Origin of the sequence: Pseudomonas sp. BIGb0381, from assembly GCF_024809815.1 — a bacterium.
In the GTDB taxonomy this organism is placed as follows: Bacteria; Pseudomonadota; Gammaproteobacteria; order Pseudomonadales; family Pseudomonadaceae; genus Aquipseudomonas.
Genome location: NZ_JANUEN010000009.1, coordinates 121,788 through 145,557, shown reverse-complemented (window position 1 = coordinate 145,557; position 23,770 = coordinate 121,788). Strand labels below are relative to the sequence as shown.

The following is a 23,770-nucleotide window of genomic DNA, read 5'->3' as shown; positions in this document are numbered from 1 at the left end:
CTGCTTATTATTGGATGTCCGGGCAGCGCCAGAAATCAAGGCGTGGCGCCGGATGCAGGGCCAGTATGGAGCGTGCCTTCCTGGCAGGACATGCACCTTCCAGAGTCAAGATTGTACTTTTCAAAGGCTCAGGCTGGTCCGTCGCGCACAGGCGCTGGCAGCCACAGACATGCCACTGGGCAGCCACAGTCAAGCCCGTTCCGGCCACTGGGATTAACCTCGGGCTTTTCAATGTCTGCCACCAGGAAAAACCCCATGAGCGATATTCCACTGCTGCCCCAGGTTGAAGCCTTCCTCCGTCGAACCCATGCGTTGTTCATTGACGGTGGCTACGTCGAGAGCCATTCCAGCCAGCGGTTGGAGGTGATCAACCCGGCCACCGGCCAGGTCATCGCCGATGTCGCCTACGCCGACCCTGCCGACATTGACGCGGCCGTGGCGTCCGCGAGCCGAGGCTTCAAACAGTGGTCGCAGGTCGCACCAGCGGTGCGCGGCAACGTGCTGTTCAAACTGGCCGACTTGCTGGAGCAACACCGCGAAGAACTGGCACAGATCGAAACCTGCCAGTCAGGCAAGATCATCCAGATTTCCCGCGCATTCGAAGTCGACCAGGCCGCGCACTTCCTGCGTTACTACGCCGGCTGGGCCACCAAGATCAGCGGCCAGACCATCACCCCATCGTTGCCCTCCTTCGCCGGCGAGCGCTACACCGCGTTCACCCTGCGCGAGCCGGTCGGAGTGGTGGTCGGCATCGTGCCGTGGAATTTCTCGACCATGATCGCCATCTGGAAACTCGCTTCGGCGCTGGTGACCGGTTGCAGCATCATCATCAAGCCCAGCGAGTTCACGCCACTGACCATCCTGCGCATCGCCGAACTGGCGATTGACGCCGGCCTTCCCGCCGGTGCGCTGAACGTCTTGACCGGCGGCGGCAGCGTCGGCAAAGGCCTGATTGAACACGCCGGCACCGACAAGGTGTCGTTCACCGGCTCCGTGCCGACCGGCATTGCGGTGGGCCAGAGTGCCATGGGCGCCGGGCTGACCCGCGCCACCCTTGAGCTGGGCGGCAAGAACTCGGCCGGGTTCCTGCCCGATGTGGACCTGGACAAGGCCGTCAACGGCATCATCGAAGCGGGCTTTTTGCACTCCGGGCAAATCTGCGCCGCTGCCGAACGCTTCTTTGTGCATCGTTCGCAGATCGAAACGGTCATGGACAAACTGGCCCAGCGCCTGAGCACGCTGAACATCGGCTCGCCCCTGGACGAGCGCACCGAATTCGGCCCCGTAACCAACCGCCAGCACCAACTCAAACTCGGCGAGTTCTTCGCCAAAGCCCGCGCCGAAAACAACCGCATCATTCACGGTGGCAACCTGATCGACCGTCCGGGCTGTTACGTCGAGCCGACGATCATCCTCGCCAACAGCGTCAACGACACCCTGCTCAACGAGGAGACCTTCGGCCCCATTGCCACATTCTTACCGTACGACAGCGAAGAGGAACTGCTGGCCTTGATGAACAACACCCCCTACGGCTTGAGCGCCAGCCTGTGGACCAACGACCTCAGCAAAGCCTTGCGCATGGTGCCCGCCATCGAGGCCGGCACGGTGTGGGTGAACATGCACACGATGCTGGACCCGGCGGTGCCGTTTGGCGGCAACAAATCCTCGGGGATAGGCCGGGAGTTCGGCAGCGCCTTCATCGAGGATTACACCGAGTTGAAGTCAGTGATGATTCGCTACTAAATCCAACCAGTGGATCCATTGATATGTAAGTGTCCGATAATCGCCCAATAAAGCAACCACAACAGATTGACTCTCCATCAGGCCAGCCATTTAATGGATCCATTAAATAAAAACAATCCGCCGCCTGGAGAGTCATCATGTACCCAAAGAACACGTGGTATGTCGCCTGCACCCCCGATGAAATCGCGCACAAGCCCCTGGGTCGACAGATCTGCGGCGAGAAGATGGTGTTTTATCGTGGCCAGGAAGGCGCCGTGGTGGCGGTCGAGGACTTCTGCCCCCATCGCGGTGCGCCACTCTCGCTGGGTTATGTCGAAAACGGCAACCTGGTCTGCGGCTACCACGGCCTGGTCATGGGCGGCGATGGCAAGACCGTGGAAATGCCCGGCCAGCGGGTGCGTGGCTTTCCGTGCAACAAGACCTTTGCCGCGGTTGAACGCTACGGCTTCATCTGGGTGTGGCCCGGCGATCAGGCCCAGGCCGACCCGGCGCTGATCCACCATCTGGAATGGGCTGAGAGTGACCAGTGGGCCTATGGCGGCGGGCTGTTTGATATCCAGTGCGACTACCGCCTGATGATCGACAACCTGATGGACCTGACCCACGAAACCTACGTGCACGCCTCCAGTATCGGCCAGAAGGAAATCGACGAAGCGCCGCCCGTGACCACGGTGGACGGCGATGAAGTCGTCACTGCCCGGCACATGGAAAACATCATGGCCCCGCCGTTCTGGCGCATGGCCCTGCGCGGTAATAACCTCGCCGATGACGTGCCGGTGGACCGCTGGCAGATCTGCCGCTTCACCCCGCCCAGCCATGTATTGATCGAAGTCGGCGTGGCCCACGCCGGCAAAGGTGGCTATAACGCCGCCCCCGAACACAAGGCCTCAAGCATCGTGGTCGACTTCATCACCCCGCAAACCGAGACCTCGATCTGGTACTTCTGGGGCATGGCGCGCAACTTCAACCCCCACGATGAGGCGCTCACCGCGAGCATTCGCGAGGGCCAAGGCAAGATTTTCAGCGAAGACCTGGAGATGCTCGAACGCCAGCAACAGAACCTGCTGGCCCACCCGCAGCGCAACCTGCTCAAGTTGAATATCGACGCGGGCGGCGTGCAGTCGCGCAAGATCCTGGAGCGACTGATTGCCAGGGAACGCGCCGCCGAACCGCAACTGATCGCCACCACCACCGCCTGAACAGCGCGACAACTTTGCGAGGACTGAACATGATCGATGTGGTGGTGGTATCCCGTAACAACGAAGCCCAGGATATTTGCAGCTATGAACTGGCCAGTGTCGATGGCCAGCCGCTGCCGACCTTCAGTGCCGGTGCGCACATTGACGTGTACCTGCCCGATGGGGTGATCCGGCAATATTCCCTGTGCAATCACCCCGAAGAACGTCATCGCTACCTGATCGGCGTGCTCAAGGACCCGGCCTCCCGGGGTGGTTCGCGCAGCTTGCACGAGCAGGTTCACGAGGGCACGCGCCTGACGATCAGCGAGCCGCGCAACCTGTTTCCCCTGGCCCACGACGCGCGCCGCAGCCTGCTGTTTGCCGGTGGCATCGGCATCACCCCGATCCTGTGCATGGCCGAACGCCTGGCCCACGCAGGGGCCGACTTCGAACTGCATTACTGCGCCCGTGCCAGTGAGCGTGCGGCATTTGTGCAGCGGCTCAAGGCGTCGCCGTTTGCCGAGCAGGTGTTCCTGCATTTCGATGAGCAGCCGCACACAGCCTTGAATGCTGCCGAGGTACTGGCGGCGCCCGCAGACGACGTGCACCTGTATGTCTGCGGCCCTGGCGGGTTCATGCAGCATGTACTCGACAGCGCACGCGCACAGGGCTGGCAGGAAGACTGCCTGCACCGCGAATACTTCAGCGCGGCACCGGTGGACAGCAGCCTCGACGGCGGCTTTTCGGTGAAGCTCGGCAGCAGCGGCCAGGTCTTCGAAATCCCCGCCGACAAGACCGTGGTCCAGGTCCTGGAAAGCCATGGCATCGAGATTGCCGTGTCCTGCGAACAGGGGATTTGCGGCACCTGCCTGACCCGTGTGCTGGAGGGCATACCGGAGCACCGCGACCTGTTTCTCACCGAGCAGGAACAGGCGCTGAATGATCAGTTCACGCCCTGCTGTTCACGCTCGAAGACCCCGCTGCTGGTGCTCGATATCTGACAGGGTTCACGACGCGGGCAAAATCACTTTCATGCGCGCGGCGGCGGTGGCTGAACTGAAGATCTCGGCATAGCGCAACGTCGCATTGGCGTGCTCGCGCATGATGGCTTCGGCCCGCGCGCCCTGGCGATTGACCAGGGCGTCGAAGACCGAGTGATGCTGCATGTGGGCATAGTTGAAGCGTCGGTACTCGCGGGCCATGTCCTCGCGATCCACCGCCAGCGCGGTCACCGAGGCGAACGGCAAGTGATCATTGCGGGCCAGGGCGTCGGCGATTGCCGGGTTGTGGCTGCCTTCGACGATGACCTGGTGAAAGCGCATGTTCAGGTCGTGATAGACCTCAAGGTCATCCTCGGTCACGTAGCCCTTTTCGAACAGTTGATCGCCTTCCACCAGGCAGCGCTCCAGCGCCGCACGTGCCGCATCGGATAAACCCAGCTCGGCGGTCTGACGCGCTGCCAGGCCCTCAAGCACGCCGCGCACCTCGACGGCGCCGGCAATGTCGCTGGGGCTGACCGAACGCACCTGATAACCGCGCCCGCCAAACGGCACCAGCAGTCCTTCCTGTTCGAGGGTGCGAAAGGCCATGCGCACGGGCATGCGCGACACGCCGAACAGCTGCGCCGTGGGGATCTCCATCAACCGCTCGCCCGCCGCCAACTCCCCGCTGGCAATCATCTTGCGCAGTGCAACCAGCACCAATTGACCGGGTTTACTCATCCAGGCGACTTCCAGAAAACGTGAGCCGCCATGGTACCGCAAGTCGTACCGCAACCACCTGGCCGCGTCAGATGAACGCCAGCGCTGCCCGTGCCCCGTCTATGGCGCCCAGGTGCTGAGCCAGCCGCGACGGCAGGTAGTCGAAAAAGAACCCGGCGCTTTGCAGCTTGGCGGCACGCAGCGGATCGTCTTCGCGCAATGCCCTGGAGACCCGCGCGGCCCGCGCCCAGGCAAAGGCCAGCAACGCCACGCCACAGAGCTGGAGGAAATCCGGCGCTGCCCGATAGGGGTATTCACTGTCCTCGTGCGCGCGTTCACGTATGGCGTTCACCACACTGGCCAACGCGTCGCACAGGCTGCCCAACGCACCGGAGAAGCCTGCGCATTCGACATACTGTCTGCCCTGCGCGGCCTCGGCGCGTAACTCGGCCAGCAGCAGGCCAAAGGCTCGGCCCTCATCCCCCAGCACTTTGCGCAGCAACAGGTCATTGGCCTGGATCTCGTTACTGCCCTCGTAGATCATCGCGATGCGGCTGTCGCGCAGGGTTTGCTCGATGGCGAACTCGGTGACGTAGCCGTAACCGCCGAACACCTGCAGCGCATGGCTGGCCTGGCGAAAGCCCTGTTCGGTGAAAAACGCCTTGATGATGGGCGTCAGCAACGGCGCCAACTGGGCGGCCGACGAGTCCTGGTCATGTTCGGCCTGATCAAGCAGGTGCGCCGCCCAATAGCCGATGGCACGCATGCCCTCGCTGGTGGTGCGCAGCTCCAGCAACACGCGGCGCATGGCCGGGTGATAACGGATCGGGTCAGCCGCCTGGGCCACCACCTCTTCCGGCCTTGACGGTGCGCGCATCTGCAAGCGCTCGGCGGCGTACTGGCGGGCGTTCTGCCAAGCCGCCTCGACATGCCCCAGGCCTTGCAGGCCCACATGCAGGCGCGCGGAATTCATCATCACGAACATCGCCGCCAGGCCGCGATTGGCATCGCCGATCAGCCAGCCCTGGGCGGCGTCGAACACCAGGGAACAGGTGGCGCTGCCCTTGATGCCCATCTTGTGTTCGATGCCGTCGCAGTGCACGCCATTGGCCTGGCCATCGTCCAATTGCTTGGGCACCAGGAACAGTGAAATGCCACGGCTGCCCGGCGGCGCATCGGGCAGGCGCGCCAGCACCAGGTGCAGGATATTGGCCGTGAGGTCGTGCTCACCGCCGGAGATAAACAGCTTGCTGCCGCTGAGGCGATAACTGCCATCCGCCTGGGGCTGCGCGCGACAGCGCAGCAAGCCGACATCGCTGCCGGCCTGGGACTCGGTGAGGCACATGGTGGGCAAGGCCTGGCCACTGACAATGTCGGGCAGGTAGCGCGCCTGCAACCACGGAGCGGCGTGGGTCTTGAGGCACAGGTAGGCGCCGTGGGCGATCCCGGTGTACATGGCCCAGGCGTGGTTGCTGGCGTAGAGCATCTCTTGCAGCGCCGCATCGAGCAGTTGCGGCAAGCCCTGCCCGCCCTGCTCCTCGGCACACGCCAGCGCCGGCCAACCGCCGTCGACATAGGCGCGATAGGCCTCGACGAAGCCGTCAGGGGAGCTGACCCGGCCCGCCTGCCAGCGGCAGCCCTGGCGATCACCGCTGCTATTCAACGGCACCAATACGCCCTGACTGAAGCGTGCCGCCTCCTCCAGTACCTGTACCGCCAGCGGCAGGTCCAGGGCCGCGAACGCCGGGTGGCGCTGCCAGGTGTCGGGCGCCTGCAACCAGTGTTCCAGGACAAATTGCATATCGCCCAGGGGCGCCTCATAGCTCCACATCGGGACACCTCATCGACTAAAAAAACCATCAAGCGCGGTAGACAGGGTTCTCGATCAGCAACGCCATGCCCTGCCCGCCGCCCACACACGCTGCGGCAATCCCGTAGCGCAGGTTGTGCTGGCGCAGTTGTCGGGCCAGGGTCATCACCAGCCGCAGGCCGGTGGCGGCCAGGGGATGCCCCAGGGCAAGCGAGCCGCCCTGGACGTTGAGGCGGGTGCTGTCCAGCTCCAGTTCATGGGCCACCGCCAGTACCTGGGCGGCCTGGGCTTCGTTGATCTCGAAGCGGCCGATGTCATCCAGATTCAACCCGCTGCGTTGCAGCAGCAGGCGGATCGCCGGTGCCGGGCCGATGCCCATGAACTCGGGGGCCACACCGACCACCGCGCTGGCCAGCAGCCGCGCCAGGGCCGGCCGCGTGCAGGCCGAGGCGCGCCCCACCAAAGCCGCCGCCGCACCATCGACCACCGCGCAACTGTTGCCGGCGGTTTGCACGCCACCTGGATGCACGGCGCGCAAGCGCGTCAAGGCTTCAAGGTCGGTGGGACGTGGGTGGCTGTCGGCGCTGACGGCACTCGCCCGACGCGCCAGGCTGATGCCCCTGGGCTGATACCCCTCAAGCTCGAACACCTGGTTATCGACCGTGACGATTTCTTCCGCCCACGCGCCGTCACGTTGCGCCTGCAAGGCGCGCTGATGGCTGTCGCAGGCGTAGCGGTCCACGGCCTTGCGGCTCAGGCCATAACGGCGCGCCAGGTTGTCGGCGGTAGCAATCATGTCCAGACCAGGGGCCGGGTCGTACAGGGCCTCCCAGAGAAAATCCTTGAATTGCACCTCGCCGCCGAGGCGAAACCCATCCCGATGGGTGTAGGCCGCAATCGGGTTGCGCGACATGGACTCGCTGGCCACGCACAGGGCCAGTTGCACCTCGTCGCGTAACTGTTCAGCGGCCTGGCGCAGCAGCTCGAAACCGGTGGCGCAGATGCGCTGCACCCCCAGTGCCGGGACCGCTTGCGCCACCCCGCTGTACAAGCCGATATGCCGTGGCAGCAAGTAGGCATCGAAGCTGGCCTGGGCCATGGAACCGGCCAATACGCTGTCCACCGCCTGGGGGTCGATGCCGGCACGGGCCAATACTTCCCGGCCGACCTTGATGCCCAGGTCGATGGGCGACACCTGGGACAGTGCGCCCCCGAGGTCGACCCACGGCGTGCGCACCGCCTCGAAAATCGCCGCATCGGCAAACGCCGAGTACTGCCCGGCGCAGCTCAAGGCTTGGGCCCGGCGCGCAGGATCGTGGCCTCTTCACCGCGATACAACGCCTCGACCTTGGCCGCGCGCCATTGCAGCACGGCACGCTGGTTGATCGAGCCTTTGTCGGTGATTTCCCCACGGTCGATGGACGCCGGCTCGTCGAGCAGGGCAATCCATTCCAGGCGACTGGCATTGCCGGTGGCCTCGCGGTTGAGGCGCTGCAACCAGTCGCCGAACCACTGCCGTACCGGCGCGCTGGCCAACACCTCGGCGTCGCTGGCGTCGACGCTCAAGCCGGCCAGCCGCCGGCACTCGTAGAGCCGGGGGAACACCAGTGCTCCCAGGCATTCGCGGTCCGGCGCGGCAATCACCAGGTCCTGCACATAGGGCGCGCCGTCGAGCACGGCGCGATTGCGTAACGGGCCGACACTGACAAACACCCCGGAAGACAACTTGAAATCCTCGGCAATCCGCCCGTCGAACATCAGCCCCAATTGCGGCTGGTGCGGGTCGGCGAGCTTGATCGCGTCACCGGAACAGTAGAAACCGTGTTCGTCGAACACCTCGGCGGTTTGCTCGGGCGCCCGCCAGTACCCCGGCATGATGTGCGGCCCGCGAAAGCGCCCTTCAAACTTGCCGTCCAACGGCACCAGGCGCACCTCGCAGCCCGGCGCAGGCAATCCGATATAGCCGGCCATGGACAACGGCCCGGTGGTGAAGGTGCAGGACGGCGCGGCTTCGGTCATGCCCAGCCCGGCCATCATGCGGATACGTTCACCGCAGTGCTGTTCGGCCACGCGGTCGAGGCGATCCCAGACACTTTGCGACAGGCCGGCGGCGGCGAAGAAGAACAGTTTCATGCGCGCAAAAAACCGTTCGCGCAACTCGGCGTCCTGTTCCAGGGCGTTGACCAATTCTTCCCAGCCCTTGGGCACCGTCAAATAGGCCGTGGGCGAAACCTCCTTGAGGTTGCGCAGGGTCTCGGCAAAGCCTTGGACTGTGGGCTTGCCGTCGTCGAGGTAAAAGGTGCCGCCGTTGTAGAGCACGATGCCGACGTTATGGCTACCGCCGAAGGTGTGGTTCCACGGCAGCCAGTCCACCAGTACCGGCGGTTCCTCACCGAACACCGGGAATGTCTGCAACAGCATTTGCTGGTTGGCACAGAGCATGCGCTGCGTAGTGATCACCGCCTTGGGCAACTTGGTCGAGCCCGAGGTGAATAGAAACTTGGCGATGCTGTCGGGGCCGGTGGCCTGGAATGCCGCGTCGGCCTCGGCGCCGCCCGGCGTTTGCAGCAGGCTGGCGAAGCTGACCTGAGTGCGCCCAGGCACGTGGCCGCGCACGCTGATCAGCGGAGTCTCGGCCGGCAAGACAGCATCGATGGCGCGCTGGTAAGCGGCCGCATCGCTGACGAACACCAGCCCCGGTTGCAGCAGGTCGCACACATGCCGCAGCTTGGCGAAATCCTGGGACAACAACGAATACGCCGGCGATACCGGGCAATAAGGAATACCGGCGTACATCGCGCCGAGGGCGACCTGCAAATGCTCGATGTCGTTGCCCGACAGCAAGGCCAGCGGCTTGTGCGCCGAGAGCCCATAACTCAACAGGCCCTGGGCAATCGCACGCACGCTGTCGAGCATCTCGCGGTAGCTGACCCGGCGCCAATCACCACCGGCCTGGCGTGCCGCGATAAACGTCTGCTCGGGCCGCACCTGGGCCCAATGCACAAGGCGATCAAGCAAGCGCGTCGGCAACTCGGCCAGGGGCTCCAGGGAGCGCATATGCAGCACGCCGTGTTCTTCAGTGACCGCCACCGGTGCGTGGCCGATGGAGACCTCGCGGTATCGCGGTGCGGGCTGGGGTTGCGGTCTGAATTCGGAACTCACAAGGGTGTCCTCCAGCAAGGCGGGTCAACGCCGCCTTGTTATTGTTATGTCGCGACGCCTGCTCAGATCGGGTAATGCCGTGGCCCGTTCTGCAAGGTCACCCAGCGCAATTGCGTGAAGTGCTCGATCGAGGCCTTGCCGCCAAAGCTGCCGTAGCCGCTGGACTTGACCCCGCCAAACGGCATCTGCGCCTCGTCATGCACGGTCGGGCCGTTGATATGGCAAATGCCCGACTCGACACGCTGGGCCAGGGCCAGGGCACGTCCGGTGTCACGGCTGAAGATCGCCGCCGAAAGGCCGAACTCGGAGTCGTTGGCCAGGCGCAGTAACGCCTCATCGCCGTCACCGCGCAGCAGTACCGCCACCGGACCGAAGGACTCTTCGCGGTACAAGCGCATGTGTTCGGTGACGCCATCGATCAGGGTCGGCTGCAGGATGCTGCCGTCCAGTTGGCCACCTACCACCAGCCGCGCGCCCTTGGCGAGGGCATCGTCGATCAGGGCCTTGATGCGTGTGCCGGCGCCGGCGTCCACCAGGGAACCCAGGACCGAATCCGCTGCAATGGGATCGCCCGCGCGCAGGGTCGCGACCTTGGCCGCCAGCTTGGCGGTGAAGGCATCGGCGACCTTGGCATCGACAATCAGGCGCTCGGTGGACATGCAAATCTGGCCCTGGTTGAAATAGGCGCCAAAGGCCGCCGCCGCGACCGCAGCGTCGAGGTCGGCGTCATCGAGCACCAGCAACGGCGCCTTGCCGCCCAGTTCCAGCAAGGCCGGCTTGAGGTGACGCGCCGAGAGCTCGCCGACAATCCGCCCCACATGGGTCGAGCCGGTGAAGTTGACCCGGCGCACGGCCGGGTTGGCGATCAGCCGCTCGACAATCGCAGCGGCATCCGCCGGGGCATTGCTGATGACGTTGACCACGCCATCGCCCAGGCCGGCGTCCTGCAACACCTGGCCAATCAGGCGGTGCACCGCCGGGCTCAGCTCCGAGGCCTTGAGCACCACGGTATTGCCGCAGGCCAACGGCATGGCGATGGCACGTGTGGCGAGGATCACCGGGGCATTCCACGGCGCGATGCCCAGTACCACGCCGCACGGCTGCCGCAAGGCCATGGCGAAACTGCCGGGAACATCGGAGGGGATCACTTCACCAGTGATCTGGGTGGTCATCGACGCCGCTTCGCGCAGCATATTGGCCGCCAGGCGCACGTTGAAGCCATACCAGTTGGCCATGGCGCCGGTCTCGCCGGCGGCGGCAATGAATTCGGCGCTGCGCGCCTGCAATTGCTCGGCAGCCTTGAGCAAGCGGGTGCGGCGTTCGTTGGGCGCCAGCGCAGCCCACGCGGGGAACGCGGCGTGGGCGGCCGCTACGGCGGCGTCGGCATCTTCCAGGGTCGCGGCGGCCACCCGCGAGACCACTTCACCGGTCACCGGGTTGCGACGTTCGAAGGTTCGACCGTCACGGGCGGGGCACGACTGGCCGCCGATCAACAGGGGCACGTCCAGCATGGTGATTCCTCTTTATTATCTTTATCGGGAATACGTTCAAGCAGGGTACAACGGCGCGGCCAGGCGGCCGCGCCCTTCAGCGTTTATACGCCTGCAGGCCAGGCTTGATGCTCTTGTCGTCGAGGAACTGTTTCATGCCCTGCTCGCGACCGCCTTCGGTGTCGAGCAGGCGCGACTGATCGAGCTTGGCGTAGAGGTAATCCTCGTTCTGCTCCCAGGTCAATTCGCGGCAGCGTTTGAAGCCATGCTTGGCGGCACGCAGCACCACCGGGTTTTTCTCCAGCAGGTTGCGCGCCAGTTCGATGGTCACTTCGCGCAGTTGAGCCAGCGGCACGCTTTCGTTGACCAGGCCCATTTCGGCGGCTTTCTGCCCGCCAAAGGTCTTGCCGGTCATGATGTAGTACAGCGATTGGCGATGGCCCACGGTGTCGGCCATGGCCTTGCTCACCAGGTTGCCCGGCGGGATGCCCCAGTTGATTTCCGAGAGGCCGAAGGTCGCTTCGTCGGCGCAGATCGCCAGGTCGCAGGCCACCAGCGGGCTGAAGCCACCGCCGAAGCACCAGCCATTGACCATGGCGATGGTCGGCTTGGCGTACATGCGCAGCAGTTTCCATTGCCATTGCGAGGCTTCGCGGCGGATTTTTTCCTGGAGGATTTCCGGGCCGGCATCCACCTCGCGAAAGTATTCCTTGAGGTCCATGCCGGCGGTCCAGGCTTCGCCTGCGCCGGTCAGCACCAGCACGCCGGCGGCAGGGTCCTGCTCCAGGGTTTCCAGAACATCGATCATTTCCCGGTTCAGGGTCGGGCTCATGGCGTTGCGTTTTTCCGGACGATTGAGAATGACCCAGGCGATGCCTTCTTCGATCTCAACCTTGACGGTGGTCCAACGGCCTTCGTAATTGCTCATGGCGGTACGCTCTTGTTCTGGGGTTTGAAGATGATTCGAAATTAAACCGCAAATATAGTTATGTCAATTAACTATTAACCTGGATAACCAATATTTTTACGCGGTGAAACCTGCGTTTTCCATGCGTTGTGAAAAGCCGGCATAGCCATGGCTCGCCAACCTCGGCAAACTAGATAGCCTTCTTAACCTCCACCTTCTGAGGATTGCACTGCCAATGGCCAAGCCTTCCAACATCGCCGCCGCCAGCCAGGCCCTGCCCGATAACGACGAGGTACGGCCGCCGCTGGACTCAGCCCTGGACGATCTGATCGGCTACGCCATGCGTCGCGCCCAGCTCAAGCTGTTCCAGAACCTGATCGGCCGGCTGTCGGACCACGACCTGCGCCCTGCGCAGTTCTCGGCCCTGGCGATCATCGAGCAGAACCCCGGGCTGATGCAGGCCGACCTGGCTCGCGCACTGGCGATCGAGCCGCCCCAGGTGGTGCCGTTGCTGAACAAGCTGGAAAGCCGCGCCCTCGCCGTGCGGGTGCGCTGCAAGCCAGACAAGCGCTCCTACGGGATCTTCCTCAGCAAGAGCGGCGAAACCCTGCTCAAGGAGCTCAAGGCGATCGCCGCCCAGAGTGACCTGGATGCCACGGCCGCCCTCGACGGCCAGGAGCGTGAAGAGCTGCTGCGCCTGCTGAAGAAGGTCTACCAGGACTGATCGGCTTACCAGAGCGCCACGGTGTAGAGCACCAGGAAACGGGTCTGGTTTTCATCGCGAAACGCCGCGCCGCTGGGGAAGTCATTGCGGTAGATCGACTTGCGCGCCATGAACCCGACGTTCTTCAGCGGGCCGTCCTGGATCACATAGCCCAACTCCATCTGGAACTCGCGCTCCTTGCGATCCTCGGCGTTGAAAGCGGCCAGTTCGATGTTGTCGCCACGCACATAGCGCAGCCGAGTCTTCAACCCCGGCACACCCGCTGCGGCGAAGTCGTAGTCGTAGATGGCCTGCCAAGTGCGCTCCTTGGCGTTGAGAAAGTCCGAGCTCATGGTCAGTTCGCTCATGCCCATCAACTCCGTCCCGGAGATATAGGGCGTGGCCGTCTCCCCGCTTGAGTGCATGTAGCCAAGGCTGACGCGGTGGCCACCGAGGCGGTAGCCGAACAGCGCCGAGAGGTTGCGGTTATCCACCTTGCCCGCCTTGGCACTGCCGTCTTCGCGACTGAAAAAACTGCGCAGGTCGCTGGTGAGCACGCCATCTCCCAGCGGCAGGTTGTGCAGCAACGCCAGGGTGTCCTGCTGGTAGAGGTCCGCGACCTGAGAGTGATAGACGCGCAGGCTGAGGTCTTTGTTGACCTGATAGTCACCGCCCACATACGCCAGGTGCGACGTGGTGGCGGTGGCGTTGAAACGCCGGTTGGGCGAGGCGATGGTCATGGCCTGGTAGTCGGTGGAGTCGCGTTTGTTGATGCGGTCGATGTAGCCGGTGTTGAGGGTCAGCCCATCGATGTCCTTGGAGCTCAAGGTGGTGCCGCGAAAGGTTTGCGGCAGCAGGCGCGACGGGCTGGCAAAGGCGAACGGCAGGAAGATCGACACATCGCCGGCCTTCACCGTGGTTTGCGCAAACCGCAGCTTGGCGGTCGGGGCCAGGCGCGAGTACTCATCGGCAGCGCGCTTGTCGCTCGCCGACACCGGCAACAACTCGGTGCCGCTGCGGTCTGGCGAGGAGTCGAGCTTGACCCCCATCAGCCCGCGCACATCCAGGCCAAAGCCCACCGGGCCTGGGGTGTACCCCGATTCCAGGTTGAGGATGAACGCCTGGGCCCATTCCCGCGCGGCGGTCTTCGCACCGTCGTCCTTGTAGTCGCGGTCCAGGTAGTAATTGCGCAAGGTCAAGGTGCCGTGGCTGTCGTCGATAAAGCCAGCGGCCCACAGCGGAGCGGGCAGCACGCTCAAGGCCAGGCATGCCATGAGCAGGCGTGGAGTGGTGTTCGAAACACAGGCGACGGGCGCCGCTGCAACGGCGTGCTCCATAGGAAGTTCTGGCATGTTCGATGTCCATTTTTTGTTGTTGTTTTTGGGGTGCACACGCTCGGCCGGGTCGGCTTCGCGAGCCAAGAATGGAAACAGCCGTCGGTGCCCGTCAACCGCAACTGAGCGATAATCGAACATTAATAAAACTATCTATTTTTTAGGTGCATATGGATCTATATGCCAAGTTTTTGAATTTTATGGATTTATTCATGATTTATGAGCAGATTAATCCACGATTCATTTTTTAGTTATCTTTGTTATCTTAATCACCAGCAGCCACTCGCGCTCGCCACCACAACAAAAACAACAATGAGGTTTGCCCATGGACAGTCCATCGCGTCGTTCGACGCTGACTATTGCGTTGTGCTTTATCGTTGCGCTGATCGAGGGATTCGATCTGCAAGCCGCCGGCACTGCCGCCGCCGGGTTACGTCAAACGTTCGCCCTGGATCCGAAGATGCTCGGCTGGGTGTTCAGCGTCGGCATCATTGGCCTGCTGCCGGGGGCATTCTTCGGCGGTTGGGTCGCCGACCGCATCGGGCGCAAGAAAATCCTGGTGAGCGCCGTGCTGCTGTTCGGGCTGTTTTCCCTGAGCACCGCGTTTGTCGAAAGCTACTCAAGCCTGTTGCTGGTGCGCTTCCTCACCGGCCTGGGCCTGGGCGCCGCGCTACCAAACCTGATCGCGCTGTGCGCCGAAGCGGTAAGCGAACGCAACCGTGGCACGGCCATCAGCGTGATGTACTGCGGGGTGCCGCTGGGTGGTGCATTGGCCGCAGTGGTGGCGATGTTTTCCAGTGAGCACTGGCAGACCACGTTTATCATCGGCGGCCTGGCACCCTTGCTGGCCGTACCGTTGATGATCCTGCTGCTGCCGGAATCCACTGCCTTTCGCCAACAGCGCGACAACACGCCTGGCGCCCGTCTTTCCAGCGGCCAGGCGCTGTTCGGCGAAGGTCGCGCCCGCACCACACTGGCCTTGTGGCTCAGTTACTTCTTCACCCTGACCGTGATGTACATGTTGCTTAATTGGCTGCCGTCGCTGTTGCTGGAACAAGGCTTCAGCAAACCCCAGGCGGGCATGGTGCAGATGCTCTTCAATATCGGCGGCGCCCTCGGTTCGCTGCTCGGTGGCGTGCTGCTGGACCGGTGCAATGCCGTCAAAGTGGTGCTGTCCGTGTATGCCGGGTTGCTGGCGGCATTGGCAGGGGTCGGGTTGTCGGTGGGCATCGTGCCCATGGCCATTGCCGGTTTTGCCGCCGGCCTGTTCGTCATGGCCGCGCAGTTGGTGCTGTATGCGTCGGCACCGCCCTCCTACCCAACCTCGGTGCGCGCCACCGGTGTCGGTGCAGCAGTGGCCGTCGGCCGCTTGGGTTCGGTCGCCGGGCCGCTGGCGGCCGGGCAACTCCTCGCCGCTGGCGCCGGCACCGCGGGGGTACTGCTGGCGACGTCCCCCGGGGTGGTGATTGCCGCACTGACCATCATCAGCGTGATGGTGCGTACGGCGCCCACTAGAACTTATGCAGCCAATTGAGCACCAGTTTGTTGCCCTCGGTGCGGTTCTCCGCCTGCTGTTCAAAGTAGGCGTTTACCGATAGAACATCTTCCTTGCTGAACGCATAGACCAGGCCTGGGCCCATGGCCCAGACCTTCTCCCGACGCCCGCTCACGGCGTGCCCATCGACCTTGGTGTCGGTGATCTGCTTCAACCAATAGCCGTTAACCCCCACGCTCAGTTGCTGGCTCAAGGCATATTGCAGGGTCAGGTTGGCATGCAACGCCTGCCCGGCCTGGGTATCGGAAACATCTCCAAAACCTGCCTGCGGATCATCGTTCTTGCCATTCCACAGGTACATGAAACGCCCGCTCGCCGACCACTTCGGGCTGAACCAGTACGTCGCCGCGTAATACGGATTGAATGACCAGAAGTTGCTGCCTGGGTTGATCGAGCGCTTGCGGTCATAGGCGCCCACCGGCACCGTGATATCGGCTTCGACACGTTGGGTCAGCAGTGGGCTGCCATCGGCGCGGCTCAGGGTCGGCAGTTGCAGGAACGGCCCCACGGTCACATCACCAAAGCCGGCGCGAGAACTCAGCGCCGCATTGTTCAACCCATCGTCGACATCCACATGGGCCAGGGAGGTGTTGATCAGGGTGATTCCCGGCATCGCGCCATTGGCCAGGGGTTGGCCGACGTAGATGATCTGCGTGGTAGGCGCCACCACTTCCAGGTCCTGCTTGGGCAACGCCAGCTTGTTGCCGTTGGCATCATTGAAGCGGCTGGCCCGGGAGTACGTCAGGTATTCCTCCAGGTACCAGCCCGGGCCGGCCGGGGCCGGTGAGCCGTCGTAGAAACTGGTGCTGCCCAGGTTGAGTCCGGGCAAATCATAAGCGTAAGCAGTCGATGTCAGTGCGACAAACGTCGTGGCCGCAACCGTCCGCAAGATAGGCTTGAGCATCTTGTATGTCCTGTATTTTTGTTGTTGTTCAAGACCCCCGGCACGATGGATACGCGCCGGGGTTTAGCGCTGGTGCAACCCTTACACGTAGGTCGCCGCCAACCCACCGTCCACCGGCAGATTGACGCCGTTGACCCAGCGCGCGGCGTCCGAGCAGAGGAAGGCAATCACCGCCGCCACCTCATCGGCCAGGGCTGGACGGGTCATGCGCTGGCTGTCCGCAGCCACCCGCTCCGGCCCGAGCATGCTGACGAAATCGCCGAGAATCGGGGTAAACACCGGCCCCGGCGCGACGCAGTTGATGCGCACCGAATGATCGCGAAACCAGCCTTGGGATTGCTGGAAGCTCCACACGATCAGCGCTTCCTTGAAGTATTGATAACAGCTGGCTTGCTCCACCGGATTGGCCGCCAGCCACTGCTGCCCGGCGTCGAAGCTTTGCGTCGCGGCCAGGGCCTTGTGCAGCTCCAGGCGTTGCGGCCATTGCGCGCCGAGCACCGAGGCGACATTGACGATGCTGCCGCCCGCCGGCATGCGTGGCAGCAGCGATTGGGTCAGGTGCCGCAACCCCAGGTAATTGACCGTGGCCACCGCTTGCACGGGCGCCGTACCGGGCACGCCGGCAATGTTGCACAGCCCGTCGACCCGCGCCGGCAGGCGTGCCACCAGGGCATCGATGCTGGCCGGATCGCCCAGGTCAGCCTGGAAGAAGCCATCCAGGGTCAGTTGCGGTTCATGGCGATCAACGCCGATCACCGTGGCGCCCTGGAAACGCGCGAGGCGCGCCAACTCGGCACCAATGCCGGAAGCGACACCGGTGACGATCAGGGTTTTGTTGTGCAGGTTCATGTTCAAGCCCTCTTATTTTTGTATAGGCATGGGTGGATCAAAACGATGAGCCAGGACTCAGAACGGATAGGCAGGCGGAGTGTTTTTCACCGTGACCCACTGCCACTGGCTGTACTCGTCCCAGTCGGCCGGCCCGCCTACGCTGCCGCCATTGCCGGAAGCGCCGCGCCCACCAAAGGGGTTGATGCATTCGTCGGCGACGGTCTGGTCATTGATGTGCAGCAGGCCGCAGTCAAGCCGCTCGCCGATGGCCATGGCACGCCCGACCGACGGTGAGATGATCGCGGCCGAGAGGCCGTACTCGGTACGGTTGGCCAGCTCGATGGCCTCCTCGTCCGTGGCAAAACTGACCACCGTGGCCACCGGGCCGAAGATTTCTTCCTCAAACGCGCGCATGCCCGGACGCACGCCACTGAGCACAGTGGGCTGGTAGAACAAGCGGTCATAGTCGCCGCCCGCCTCCAACCGCGCGCCCGCTTGCAGGCTGTCGCTGACGATCTCGTGCACGCGCTGCAATTGCCGCTGGTTGATCAATGGGCCGAGTGCGGCTTCACCGCGGGCGGCATTGCCCACGGTGAGCGCCCGGGCCTTGTCCACCAGCTTGCGCGTGAGGCGTTCGGCGATGGACTCATGGGCGAGGATCAAGCCGGTCGCCATACAGATTTGCCCCTGGTGCAGCCAGGCGCCCCAGGCGGCATTGCTCGCGGCCAGGTCGAGGTCGGCGTCTTCGAGAATGATCAGCGGGTTTTTGCCGCCCAGTTCCAGCGCGACTTTTTTCAGGTGTCGTCCGGCCACTTCGGCGACTTTGCGCCCCGCCGCCGTCGACCCGGTGAACGCAATCATCTGCACATTCGGATCGCGGCACAGCGCCTCCCCCGCCGGCGCGGCACCGGGCAATACCTGCAGCAGGCCCTTGGGCAAGCCCGCCTCTTCGAACAGCCGGGCGATCAGAAAACCACCGCTGACCGGCGTCTGCGGGTCGGGCTTGAGCACCACCGCATTGCCCGCCGCCAGGGCCGGCGCCACCGAGCGCAGCGACAGCACCAGCGGAAAATTGAACGGTGAAATCACCCCGACCACGCCGTGGGGCTGACGCCGGGCATAGGACAGGCGACCGGCCGCACTGGGCAGTACCAGCCCGTGAGGTTGGGACAACAGCCCCGCCGCTTGATGCAGCAGCACAATCGCCTCGCGCACTTCGTGTTCGCCCTTGAACAACGCGCCGCCGGTTTCCCGCGCGACGTACAGCGCCAGTTCGGCAAAGGACTGCTGGGCCAGGTCCGCCGCCTTGCGAAACACCTCGGCACGCTCCCGTGGGCCGAGTGCAGCCCAGGCCGGCTGGGCCAGGGCCGCGCTGCGGCAGGCGACGGCGATGTCGGCCGGGTTGGCCATGGCGCAGCGCATCAGGGGTTCGCCGGTGGCGGGTTCGATCACCGGGATCACGGATCCCGAAGCGGGTATCCAATCGCCGTTGAACAGGCATTCGGACCCAATGGCCCGCTGTAGAAAGTGGGTGGTTTCAGACACTGACATGGCAACTCCCGGTTCTTGTAATTGTCATCGCCTGCACAGGGTGCAAACGCCGCATCAAGCCTTGAGCAAAGGCTGTGCCGCTTGCACGCAACGTCGCTGACATAAAGCGTCGAGGGCTCTGGGACGGGGCCTCACACACACCGCCCATACCTCACCCGCCGATCGACTGCAAAAACCGGCGCGCTGCCACTTGTTCAATTGATAAGGTTATGTTTAATAACTATCTGAGCAGTTACTCATATCGATCACTCGCTTTGCAGGGGCATAACAATGACTAATCCCCCCAGCGCGCTGCCCGACGACCGGGTGGCCATCGCGCCCTACCATCCGCGCGGCGACAGCCGCCAACTCAGTGAGAGCAGTTCGCCCACCCCGGCGGAACTGACCGACTGCCTGTTCTTCTCGCCCGAAGACGGACGTATCTGGCTCAACGATCAACGCATGGTGTTGCTGCACAGTTCGTCGTTCGGCGCCCTGCGCAGGGAGGTCATCGAGCGCCTGGGGCTGGAGCAGGCGCGTGGCCTGTTTACCCGCACCGGTTATGCCTCCGGCGCGCGGGATGCGCGGTTGATCCGCGAGCGCTGGCCACAGGCCGATGCCGCCGCGGTGTTTCGCGCCGGGACCCATTTGCACACCCTGGAAGGCATGACCAAGGTCGAACCGCTGCACTTCAAGTTCGATGCCGATTCGGGGTTCTATGAAGGCGAGTTCCTCTGGCACCACTCGTGCGAGGCCGATGAACATGTGGGCGCCTACGGCATCGGCCAGGACCCGGTGTGCTGGACTGAAACCGGCTATGCCATTGGTTTCGTCAGTGGCCTGTTCGGGCAAATGGTGATTTTCCGCGAAGTGGAATGCCGTGGCATGGGCCACCGCAGCTGCCGGGTAATCGGCAAGACGGCCGAGCAATGGGGTGACGTCGAGCAGGACCTGCGCTACCTGAATGTGTCCCAGGCCGTCACCAACGCCACGGTCGCGCCCACACCCGATCACCCGGTGAGCCACAGTGCCAGGGCCAACCCGCCGCAAACACTGGTGGGGGCGAGTGCGGCCTTCAACGCCGCGACACAAGCCCTGCAACGCGTTGCACTGACCCCGGCAACGGTGTTGATCAGCGGTGAGTCGGGGGTGGGCAAGGAGATGTTTGCGCGCCAGTTGCACCAGCTCAGCCGCCGCCAGGACAGCCCGTTCGTGGCACTCAATTGCGCTGCCATTCCGGACAACCTGATCGAGGCCGAACTGTTCGGTGTCGAACGCGGCGCCTATACCGGCGCGACGCACTCGCGGCCTGGACGTTTCGAACGGGCCCAGGGCGGCACGCTGTTTCTGGATGAAATCACCAGCCTCAGCCTGGCCGGGCAAAGCAAGTTGCTGAGGGCCTTGCAGGAACGGGAAATCGAACGGGTCGGCGGGGTGCGCGGGATCAAGGTGGATGTGCGCGTGGTGGCCGCCACCAATATCGATCTGCGTAAAGCCGTGGCCGACGGCACCTTTCGTGAAGACCTGTTCTACCGCCTGAATGTCTACCCCATCGCCCTGCCACCGCTGCGCGAACGCCGGGACGACATCCCACTGTTGATCAATGCGTTCCTCACGCGCTTCTGCCAGGAATACGCCCGAACCCCGATGGGCCTGACCATGCGCGCCCTGAAAGCGCTGCTGCGCTATGACTTCGCGGGCAATGTGCGCGAACTGCAAAACCTGATCGAACGCGGCCTGATCGCCAGTGACGAAGGCCAACCCATTGACCTCGTGCACCTGTTTCGAAACGAGCCTATGCCCGCCGATCCCTATGGCCTGGACGACCATGGCAGCCTGTCCAACAGCGCACCACCGCCGTGCCTGGCCCTGTTCGACACCCTTGGCCAACTGGAACCGGGGTTTTCCATCGAAGGTCTTGAATCGCGCCTGATCAACGAAGCCCTGCAACGCAACGCCGGCAACCTGGCTGCCGCCGCCAGGCTTGTGGGGCTCAGCCGTGCACAATTTGCCTATCGGCTGAAGAAGCACCAGCGGCAAAGCCCTTGATGGGCAATTAGTGCCTTAAAAGCTTTGTTCAATTAAGTATTTTGCATGGGCATCCGGGTGACCAATGCCCGCTTATTTAACCGTGACAAGGATCTCCTGTGAGCGGACTGCGTGAACGTCAGAAAGCCGAACGCCGGCAAGCTATTGAAGAAACTCCCACTGGCTGAAGGGTGCGCGCATCCAGTTCTGCCACGTTACCCGGTGTTTCGGCTCGGCCGGGAAGCCCTGCATCAGCGCAGGTGCCACGCGGGTTGCACAGGACGACTCGTTGGCCTCGACGTAAAGAGTCGCCCCGCAGCCCTTCCCGAAAACGGCCTGCAACGGGTGCGCTGGTGGCTGGAGGGTGACACGCTGTACCGCGCCACATCAGCGGCCAGTGATCGATACCCGTTGCCGGCCCCCAAAAAAGCGGTGGCCGTCTTGTCCGGCATCAGTGAACTGCAGGTACGCATCTGGGAAGCGGGCCAGGGCTGGCGTCAGCTGGCCGGCAACTGCAAAGCCGATCCCGTCGGCCTGGAAATCAGCCTGACCCGCCAGACACCACAGGGGGAAGAACGTTATCGGCAAGTGCTGGGGCCGCTGCAACAAGCGAGTCAGCGACGATCAAGGTACCCCCACGCCCTGGAGCGGGCAAAGCACTGAGCTCTCCGATTAAAGCGAGTGAAAGATGTATTCAGTCTGTGCACGAAGATCCAGTTCAACACCTGCCCCCTGCAGACGAGTGTGAAGGTCAGCATCATCGACGCGGACTTTCCAGGACACATTGGCCGGTACGTCGCCTCCCGCGCGAACGAGACTGATGGCCTGCTGCAATTGCGCACGGTCGGCTAAGTAAACAGCCAGCGCGTTGCCTTTCCAAGCGGCAACACTCATCCCCAGCGCCGCGCAGACTGAAACTTTTGCCTTGGCATCGTCGCGGTCAGCCTGCCGGGAGCGTTGAATCTGATCCTCCAGGACAGGATCAACTACACGGTCGGACCATAGCACCTCTCCCGACTCCCAGACTTCCGGTGGGCAGACCTTTTCTTCGGGGCGCAGGGTCAGAAATGGATTGATTTCCATCGGATAGATTCGACAGACCAGCGGTCGATCTTCATAGATCGTGCAGCGGTTATCCTCCCCGAGACTTGGGCACTGTGTCAGGGCGTTACCCGCAAAAATGGCAATGACCTGAATACGAGCCTCTCCACTGGCCACATCGACCGCGCGTTGCACGCTGTGGTTGTAGTGCTCTGGCAATGGGAAGGCTGACGTGTCGAAAGCTTCGAGTATGACTGCGACGTTACCGCCACGATTTAACCACTGCTCGGCCTCTTGAAGCGTCAGAGGGATAAGACGTCCTTTACAGCAAATTCCGCACCCGTTGCAGGTAAACCGCGTGACGTGGTTTTTTATGGGCGTCACGGATTGGCTTATAGGTGTCATGATCAATCCTGTTTCTCGCCTCCAAACTTCCAGTAGAGGCGATGGCGAAAGAAACCCATGATATCGGCTGTATACCTGGTTTCAAATAGGCACTAAATCCCTACCAGGTATACTTGAATACACCTTCCCATGACCGGTCACCACCGCTTGCCAGATCGCTCGGCATCATCCGTGGCGACGCCGTATCACCCGGATTCCGGGCATCTACGACTCGCACGTAGATGCCCGGGATCCGGTGTAAGGCTTAAACCAATTCGGCTAAAGATGCCGGATTGAAGCCCTTCAGTTCTGCGTAATCACCTTTTTCCACTTTGGCGACCCAATCCTTGTCACTCAGCAGAACACGCCCTACCGCGATCAGATCAAACTCTTCGCGCTCCATACGCTCGACGAGCCGATCCAGGCTCGCAGGGGTTGATCCCTTGCCGGCGAATGCGTGAGTAACATCATTATCCAGTCCGACCGAACCGACGCTGATGGTTGTGGCTCCAGTGACTTTCTTCGCCCAGCCCGCGCAGTTCAGCCCGTTCTCACCATCAATTTCGGGAAACTCAGCGTCCCAGAAGCGTCGCTGCGAGCAATGCAGAACATCCACACCCGCCTCAACCAACGGCAGCAGCCAGTCTTCCATCAGTGCAGGGGTCTCGGCGAGGCGTACCCCAAAATCCTGCTGCTTCCATTGACTGACGCGCATGATGATAGGGAATTCGGGCCCGACCGCGTGACGCACAGCAGACACGATCTCAGCGGCAAAACGGGAGCGCTCTTTGATCGTCGGTCCGCCATAACGATCGGTGCGCTGATTGGTGCCGGCCCAGAAGAACTGATCGATCAAATAACCATGAGCCCCATGGATCTCAACCGTGTCGAAACCCAGGCGTTTGGCATCCGCCGCCGCCTGGGCGAACGCAGCAACTGCGTCTGCAATATCCTCTTCGCTCATCGCCACACCGCGAGGCTCGTTTGGCGAATCGAGGCCAGATGGGCTTTCAACCGGCGCATCAGGGGCCCAGCCGCTGACGTCACGCACCGCGCCGGTGTGCCAGAGTTGCGGCCCCATACGGCCCCCGGCAGTGTGAACAGCATCGATCACGTTCTTCCATCCGGCCAGCGCTGCTTCACCGTGAAAAAAAGGGATGCCGGGACCGTTACGTGAAGCAGGACGATTGATGACGGTCCCTTCTGACAAAACCAATCCGACCCGCCCCTCAGCCCGCCGCCGATAGTATGCAGCGCTGCCTTCACCGGGGATGCCCTCTGGCGAAAATTGCCTGGTCATCGGCGCCATGACAATCCGGTTTTTCAGTTCAAGCGAGCGGATGGAAAGAGGACGAAATAAAACGCTGGTATCAGGGTTTGACATTGGAGGGTCTCCATTTGCTTTTGGAGACCATATAAGTATATTTTGTAAACTAAATGTCAATTAGGCACCTAGAATCGCCTAGGTAT

General features: G+C 62.9%; 19 protein-coding genes. 7 read left to right on the top strand and 12 right to left on the bottom strand.

The window, feature by feature from the left end:
• Nucleotides 1–255: 255 nt before the first annotated feature.
• The 3 genes from M2397_RS22670 (at nt 256) to M2397_RS22660 (ending at nt 3,922) form a co-directional block, all read left to right on the top strand.
• Entirely contained in the window at nt 256–1,743 is a 1,488-nt protein-coding gene (locus M2397_RS22670) for an aldehyde dehydrogenase family protein (RefSeq protein WP_259244459.1), read from the top strand.
• 137 nt (nt 1,744–1,880) lie between these two features.
• Nucleotides 1,881–2,942, top strand: coding sequence for an aromatic ring-hydroxylating dioxygenase subunit alpha (locus M2397_RS22665; protein ID WP_259244458.1), 1,062 nt, complete (start codon nt 1,881–1,883; stop codon nt 2,940–2,942).
• A 29-nt stretch (nt 2,943–2,971) separates the two neighbouring features.
• Nucleotides 2,972–3,922, top strand: coding sequence for a PDR/VanB family oxidoreductase (locus tag M2397_RS22660; RefSeq protein ID WP_259244457.1), 951 nt, complete (start codon nt 2,972–2,974; stop codon nt 3,920–3,922).
• 6 nt (nt 3,923–3,928) lie between these two features.
• On the opposite strand, the gene M2397_RS22655 is transcribed toward M2397_RS22660, so the two are convergent.
• From M2397_RS22655 to M2397_RS22630, 6 genes are all read right to left on the bottom strand, one after another.
• Complete coding sequence (locus M2397_RS22655; protein ID WP_065939635.1) at nt 3,929–4,642, bottom strand: GntR family transcriptional regulator; 714 nt, start codon at nt 4,640–4,642, stop codon at nt 3,929–3,931.
• A 67-nt stretch (nt 4,643–4,709) separates the two neighbouring features.
• Nucleotides 4,710–6,452, bottom strand: coding sequence for an acyl-CoA dehydrogenase (locus M2397_RS22650; RefSeq protein WP_259244456.1), 1,743 nt, complete (start codon nt 6,450–6,452; stop codon nt 4,710–4,712).
• A 28-nt stretch (nt 6,453–6,480) separates the two neighbouring features.
• Nucleotides 6,481–7,722: a thiolase family protein gene (locus M2397_RS22645; protein ID WP_259244455.1), complete on the bottom strand. Its 1,242-nt coding sequence runs from the start codon at nt 7,720–7,722 to the stop codon at nt 6,481–6,483.
• Nucleotides 7,719–9,593, bottom strand: coding sequence for a feruloyl-CoA synthase (locus tag M2397_RS22640; RefSeq protein ID WP_259244454.1), 1,875 nt, complete (start codon nt 9,591–9,593; stop codon nt 7,719–7,721). The genes M2397_RS22645 and M2397_RS22640 overlap by 4 nt, the downstream gene beginning before the upstream one ends.
• Nucleotides 9,594–9,655: 62 nt before the next feature.
• Nucleotides 9,656–11,104: an aldehyde dehydrogenase gene (locus tag M2397_RS22635; protein WP_131698867.1), complete on the bottom strand. Its 1,449-nt coding sequence runs from the start codon at nt 11,102–11,104 to the stop codon at nt 9,656–9,658.
• A 76-nt stretch (nt 11,105–11,180) separates the two neighbouring features.
• Nucleotides 11,181–12,011: a p-hydroxycinnamoyl CoA hydratase/lyase gene (locus tag M2397_RS22630; protein ID WP_010567568.1), complete on the bottom strand. Its 831-nt coding sequence runs from the start codon at nt 12,009–12,011 to the stop codon at nt 11,181–11,183.
• A gap of 214 nt (nt 12,012–12,225) precedes the next feature.
• On the opposite strand from M2397_RS22630, the gene M2397_RS22625 reads away from it, so the two are divergent.
• Complete coding sequence (locus tag M2397_RS22625) at nt 12,226–12,714, top strand: MarR family winged helix-turn-helix transcriptional regulator (protein ID WP_122560566.1); 489 nt, start codon at nt 12,226–12,228, stop codon at nt 12,712–12,714.
• A gap of 5 nt (nt 12,715–12,719) precedes the next feature.
• Here M2397_RS22625 and M2397_RS22620 read toward each other — a convergent pair whose 3' ends face one another.
• Complete coding sequence (locus M2397_RS22620) at nt 12,720–14,045, bottom strand: OprD family porin (RefSeq protein ID WP_184746509.1); 1,326 nt, start codon at nt 14,043–14,045, stop codon at nt 12,720–12,722.
• Nucleotides 14,046–14,352: 307 nt separating this feature from the next.
• On the opposite strand from M2397_RS22620, the gene mhpT reads away from it, so the two are divergent.
• A complete protein-coding gene (gene mhpT, locus M2397_RS22615) occupies nt 14,353–15,561 on the top strand; it encodes a 3-(3-hydroxy-phenyl)propionate transporter MhpT (RefSeq protein WP_131698868.1) in 1,209 nt (402 codons plus the stop codon).
• Here the strand turns inward: mhpT and M2397_RS22610 are convergent.
• The 3 genes from M2397_RS22610 to M2397_RS22600 all read right to left on the bottom strand — a co-directional run bounded on the left by M2397_RS22610 (nt 15,539) and on the right by M2397_RS22600 (nt 18,868).
• The gene (locus M2397_RS22610) at nt 15,539–16,486 is read right to left on the bottom strand and encodes a transporter (protein ID WP_259244453.1); all 948 of its coding nucleotides are present in this window, start codon (nt 16,484–16,486) and stop codon (nt 15,539–15,541) included. The genes mhpT and M2397_RS22610 overlap by 23 nt on opposite strands.
• Nucleotides 16,487–16,567: 81 nt before the next feature.
• Nucleotides 16,568–17,335, bottom strand: coding sequence for a coniferyl-alcohol dehydrogenase (locus tag M2397_RS22605; RefSeq protein ID WP_184746507.1), 768 nt, complete (start codon nt 17,333–17,335; stop codon nt 16,568–16,570).
• Nucleotides 17,336–17,392: 57 nt separating this feature from the next.
• Complete coding sequence (locus M2397_RS22600; protein ID WP_259244452.1) at nt 17,393–18,868, bottom strand: benzaldehyde dehydrogenase; 1,476 nt, start codon at nt 18,866–18,868, stop codon at nt 17,393–17,395.
• Between the two features lie 270 nt (nt 18,869–19,138).
• On the opposite strand from M2397_RS22600, the gene M2397_RS22595 reads away from it, so the two are divergent.
• Both M2397_RS22595 and M2397_RS22590 read left to right on the top strand, forming a co-directional pair.
• Nucleotides 19,139–20,896 carry a sigma-54-dependent Fis family transcriptional regulator gene (locus tag M2397_RS22595; RefSeq protein ID WP_259244451.1) on the top strand — a complete coding sequence of 586 codons (1,758 nt, stop codon included), beginning with the start codon at nt 19,139–19,141 and terminating at the stop codon, nt 20,894–20,896.
• 111 nt (nt 20,897–21,007) lie between these two features.
• Nucleotides 21,008–21,538, top strand: a complete 531-nt coding sequence (locus M2397_RS22590; protein ID WP_405046492.1) for a type II secretion system protein GspJ — start codon at nt 21,008–21,010, stop codon at nt 21,536–21,538.
• A 9-nt stretch (nt 21,539–21,547) separates the two neighbouring features.
• On the opposite strand, the gene M2397_RS22585 is transcribed toward M2397_RS22590, so the two are convergent.
• Together M2397_RS22585 and M2397_RS22580 are read right to left on the bottom strand one after the other, a co-directional pair.
• Entirely contained in the window at nt 21,548–22,321 is a 774-nt protein-coding gene (locus M2397_RS22585; protein ID WP_259244450.1) for a YkgJ family cysteine cluster protein, read from the bottom strand.
• A gap of 244 nt (nt 22,322–22,565) precedes the next feature.
• Nucleotides 22,566–23,684 carry an NADH:flavin oxidoreductase gene (locus M2397_RS22580; RefSeq protein ID WP_145337148.1) on the bottom strand — a complete coding sequence of 373 codons (1,119 nt, stop codon included), beginning with the start codon at nt 23,682–23,684 and terminating at the stop codon, nt 22,566–22,568.
• Nucleotides 23,685–23,770 lie beyond the last annotated feature (86 nt).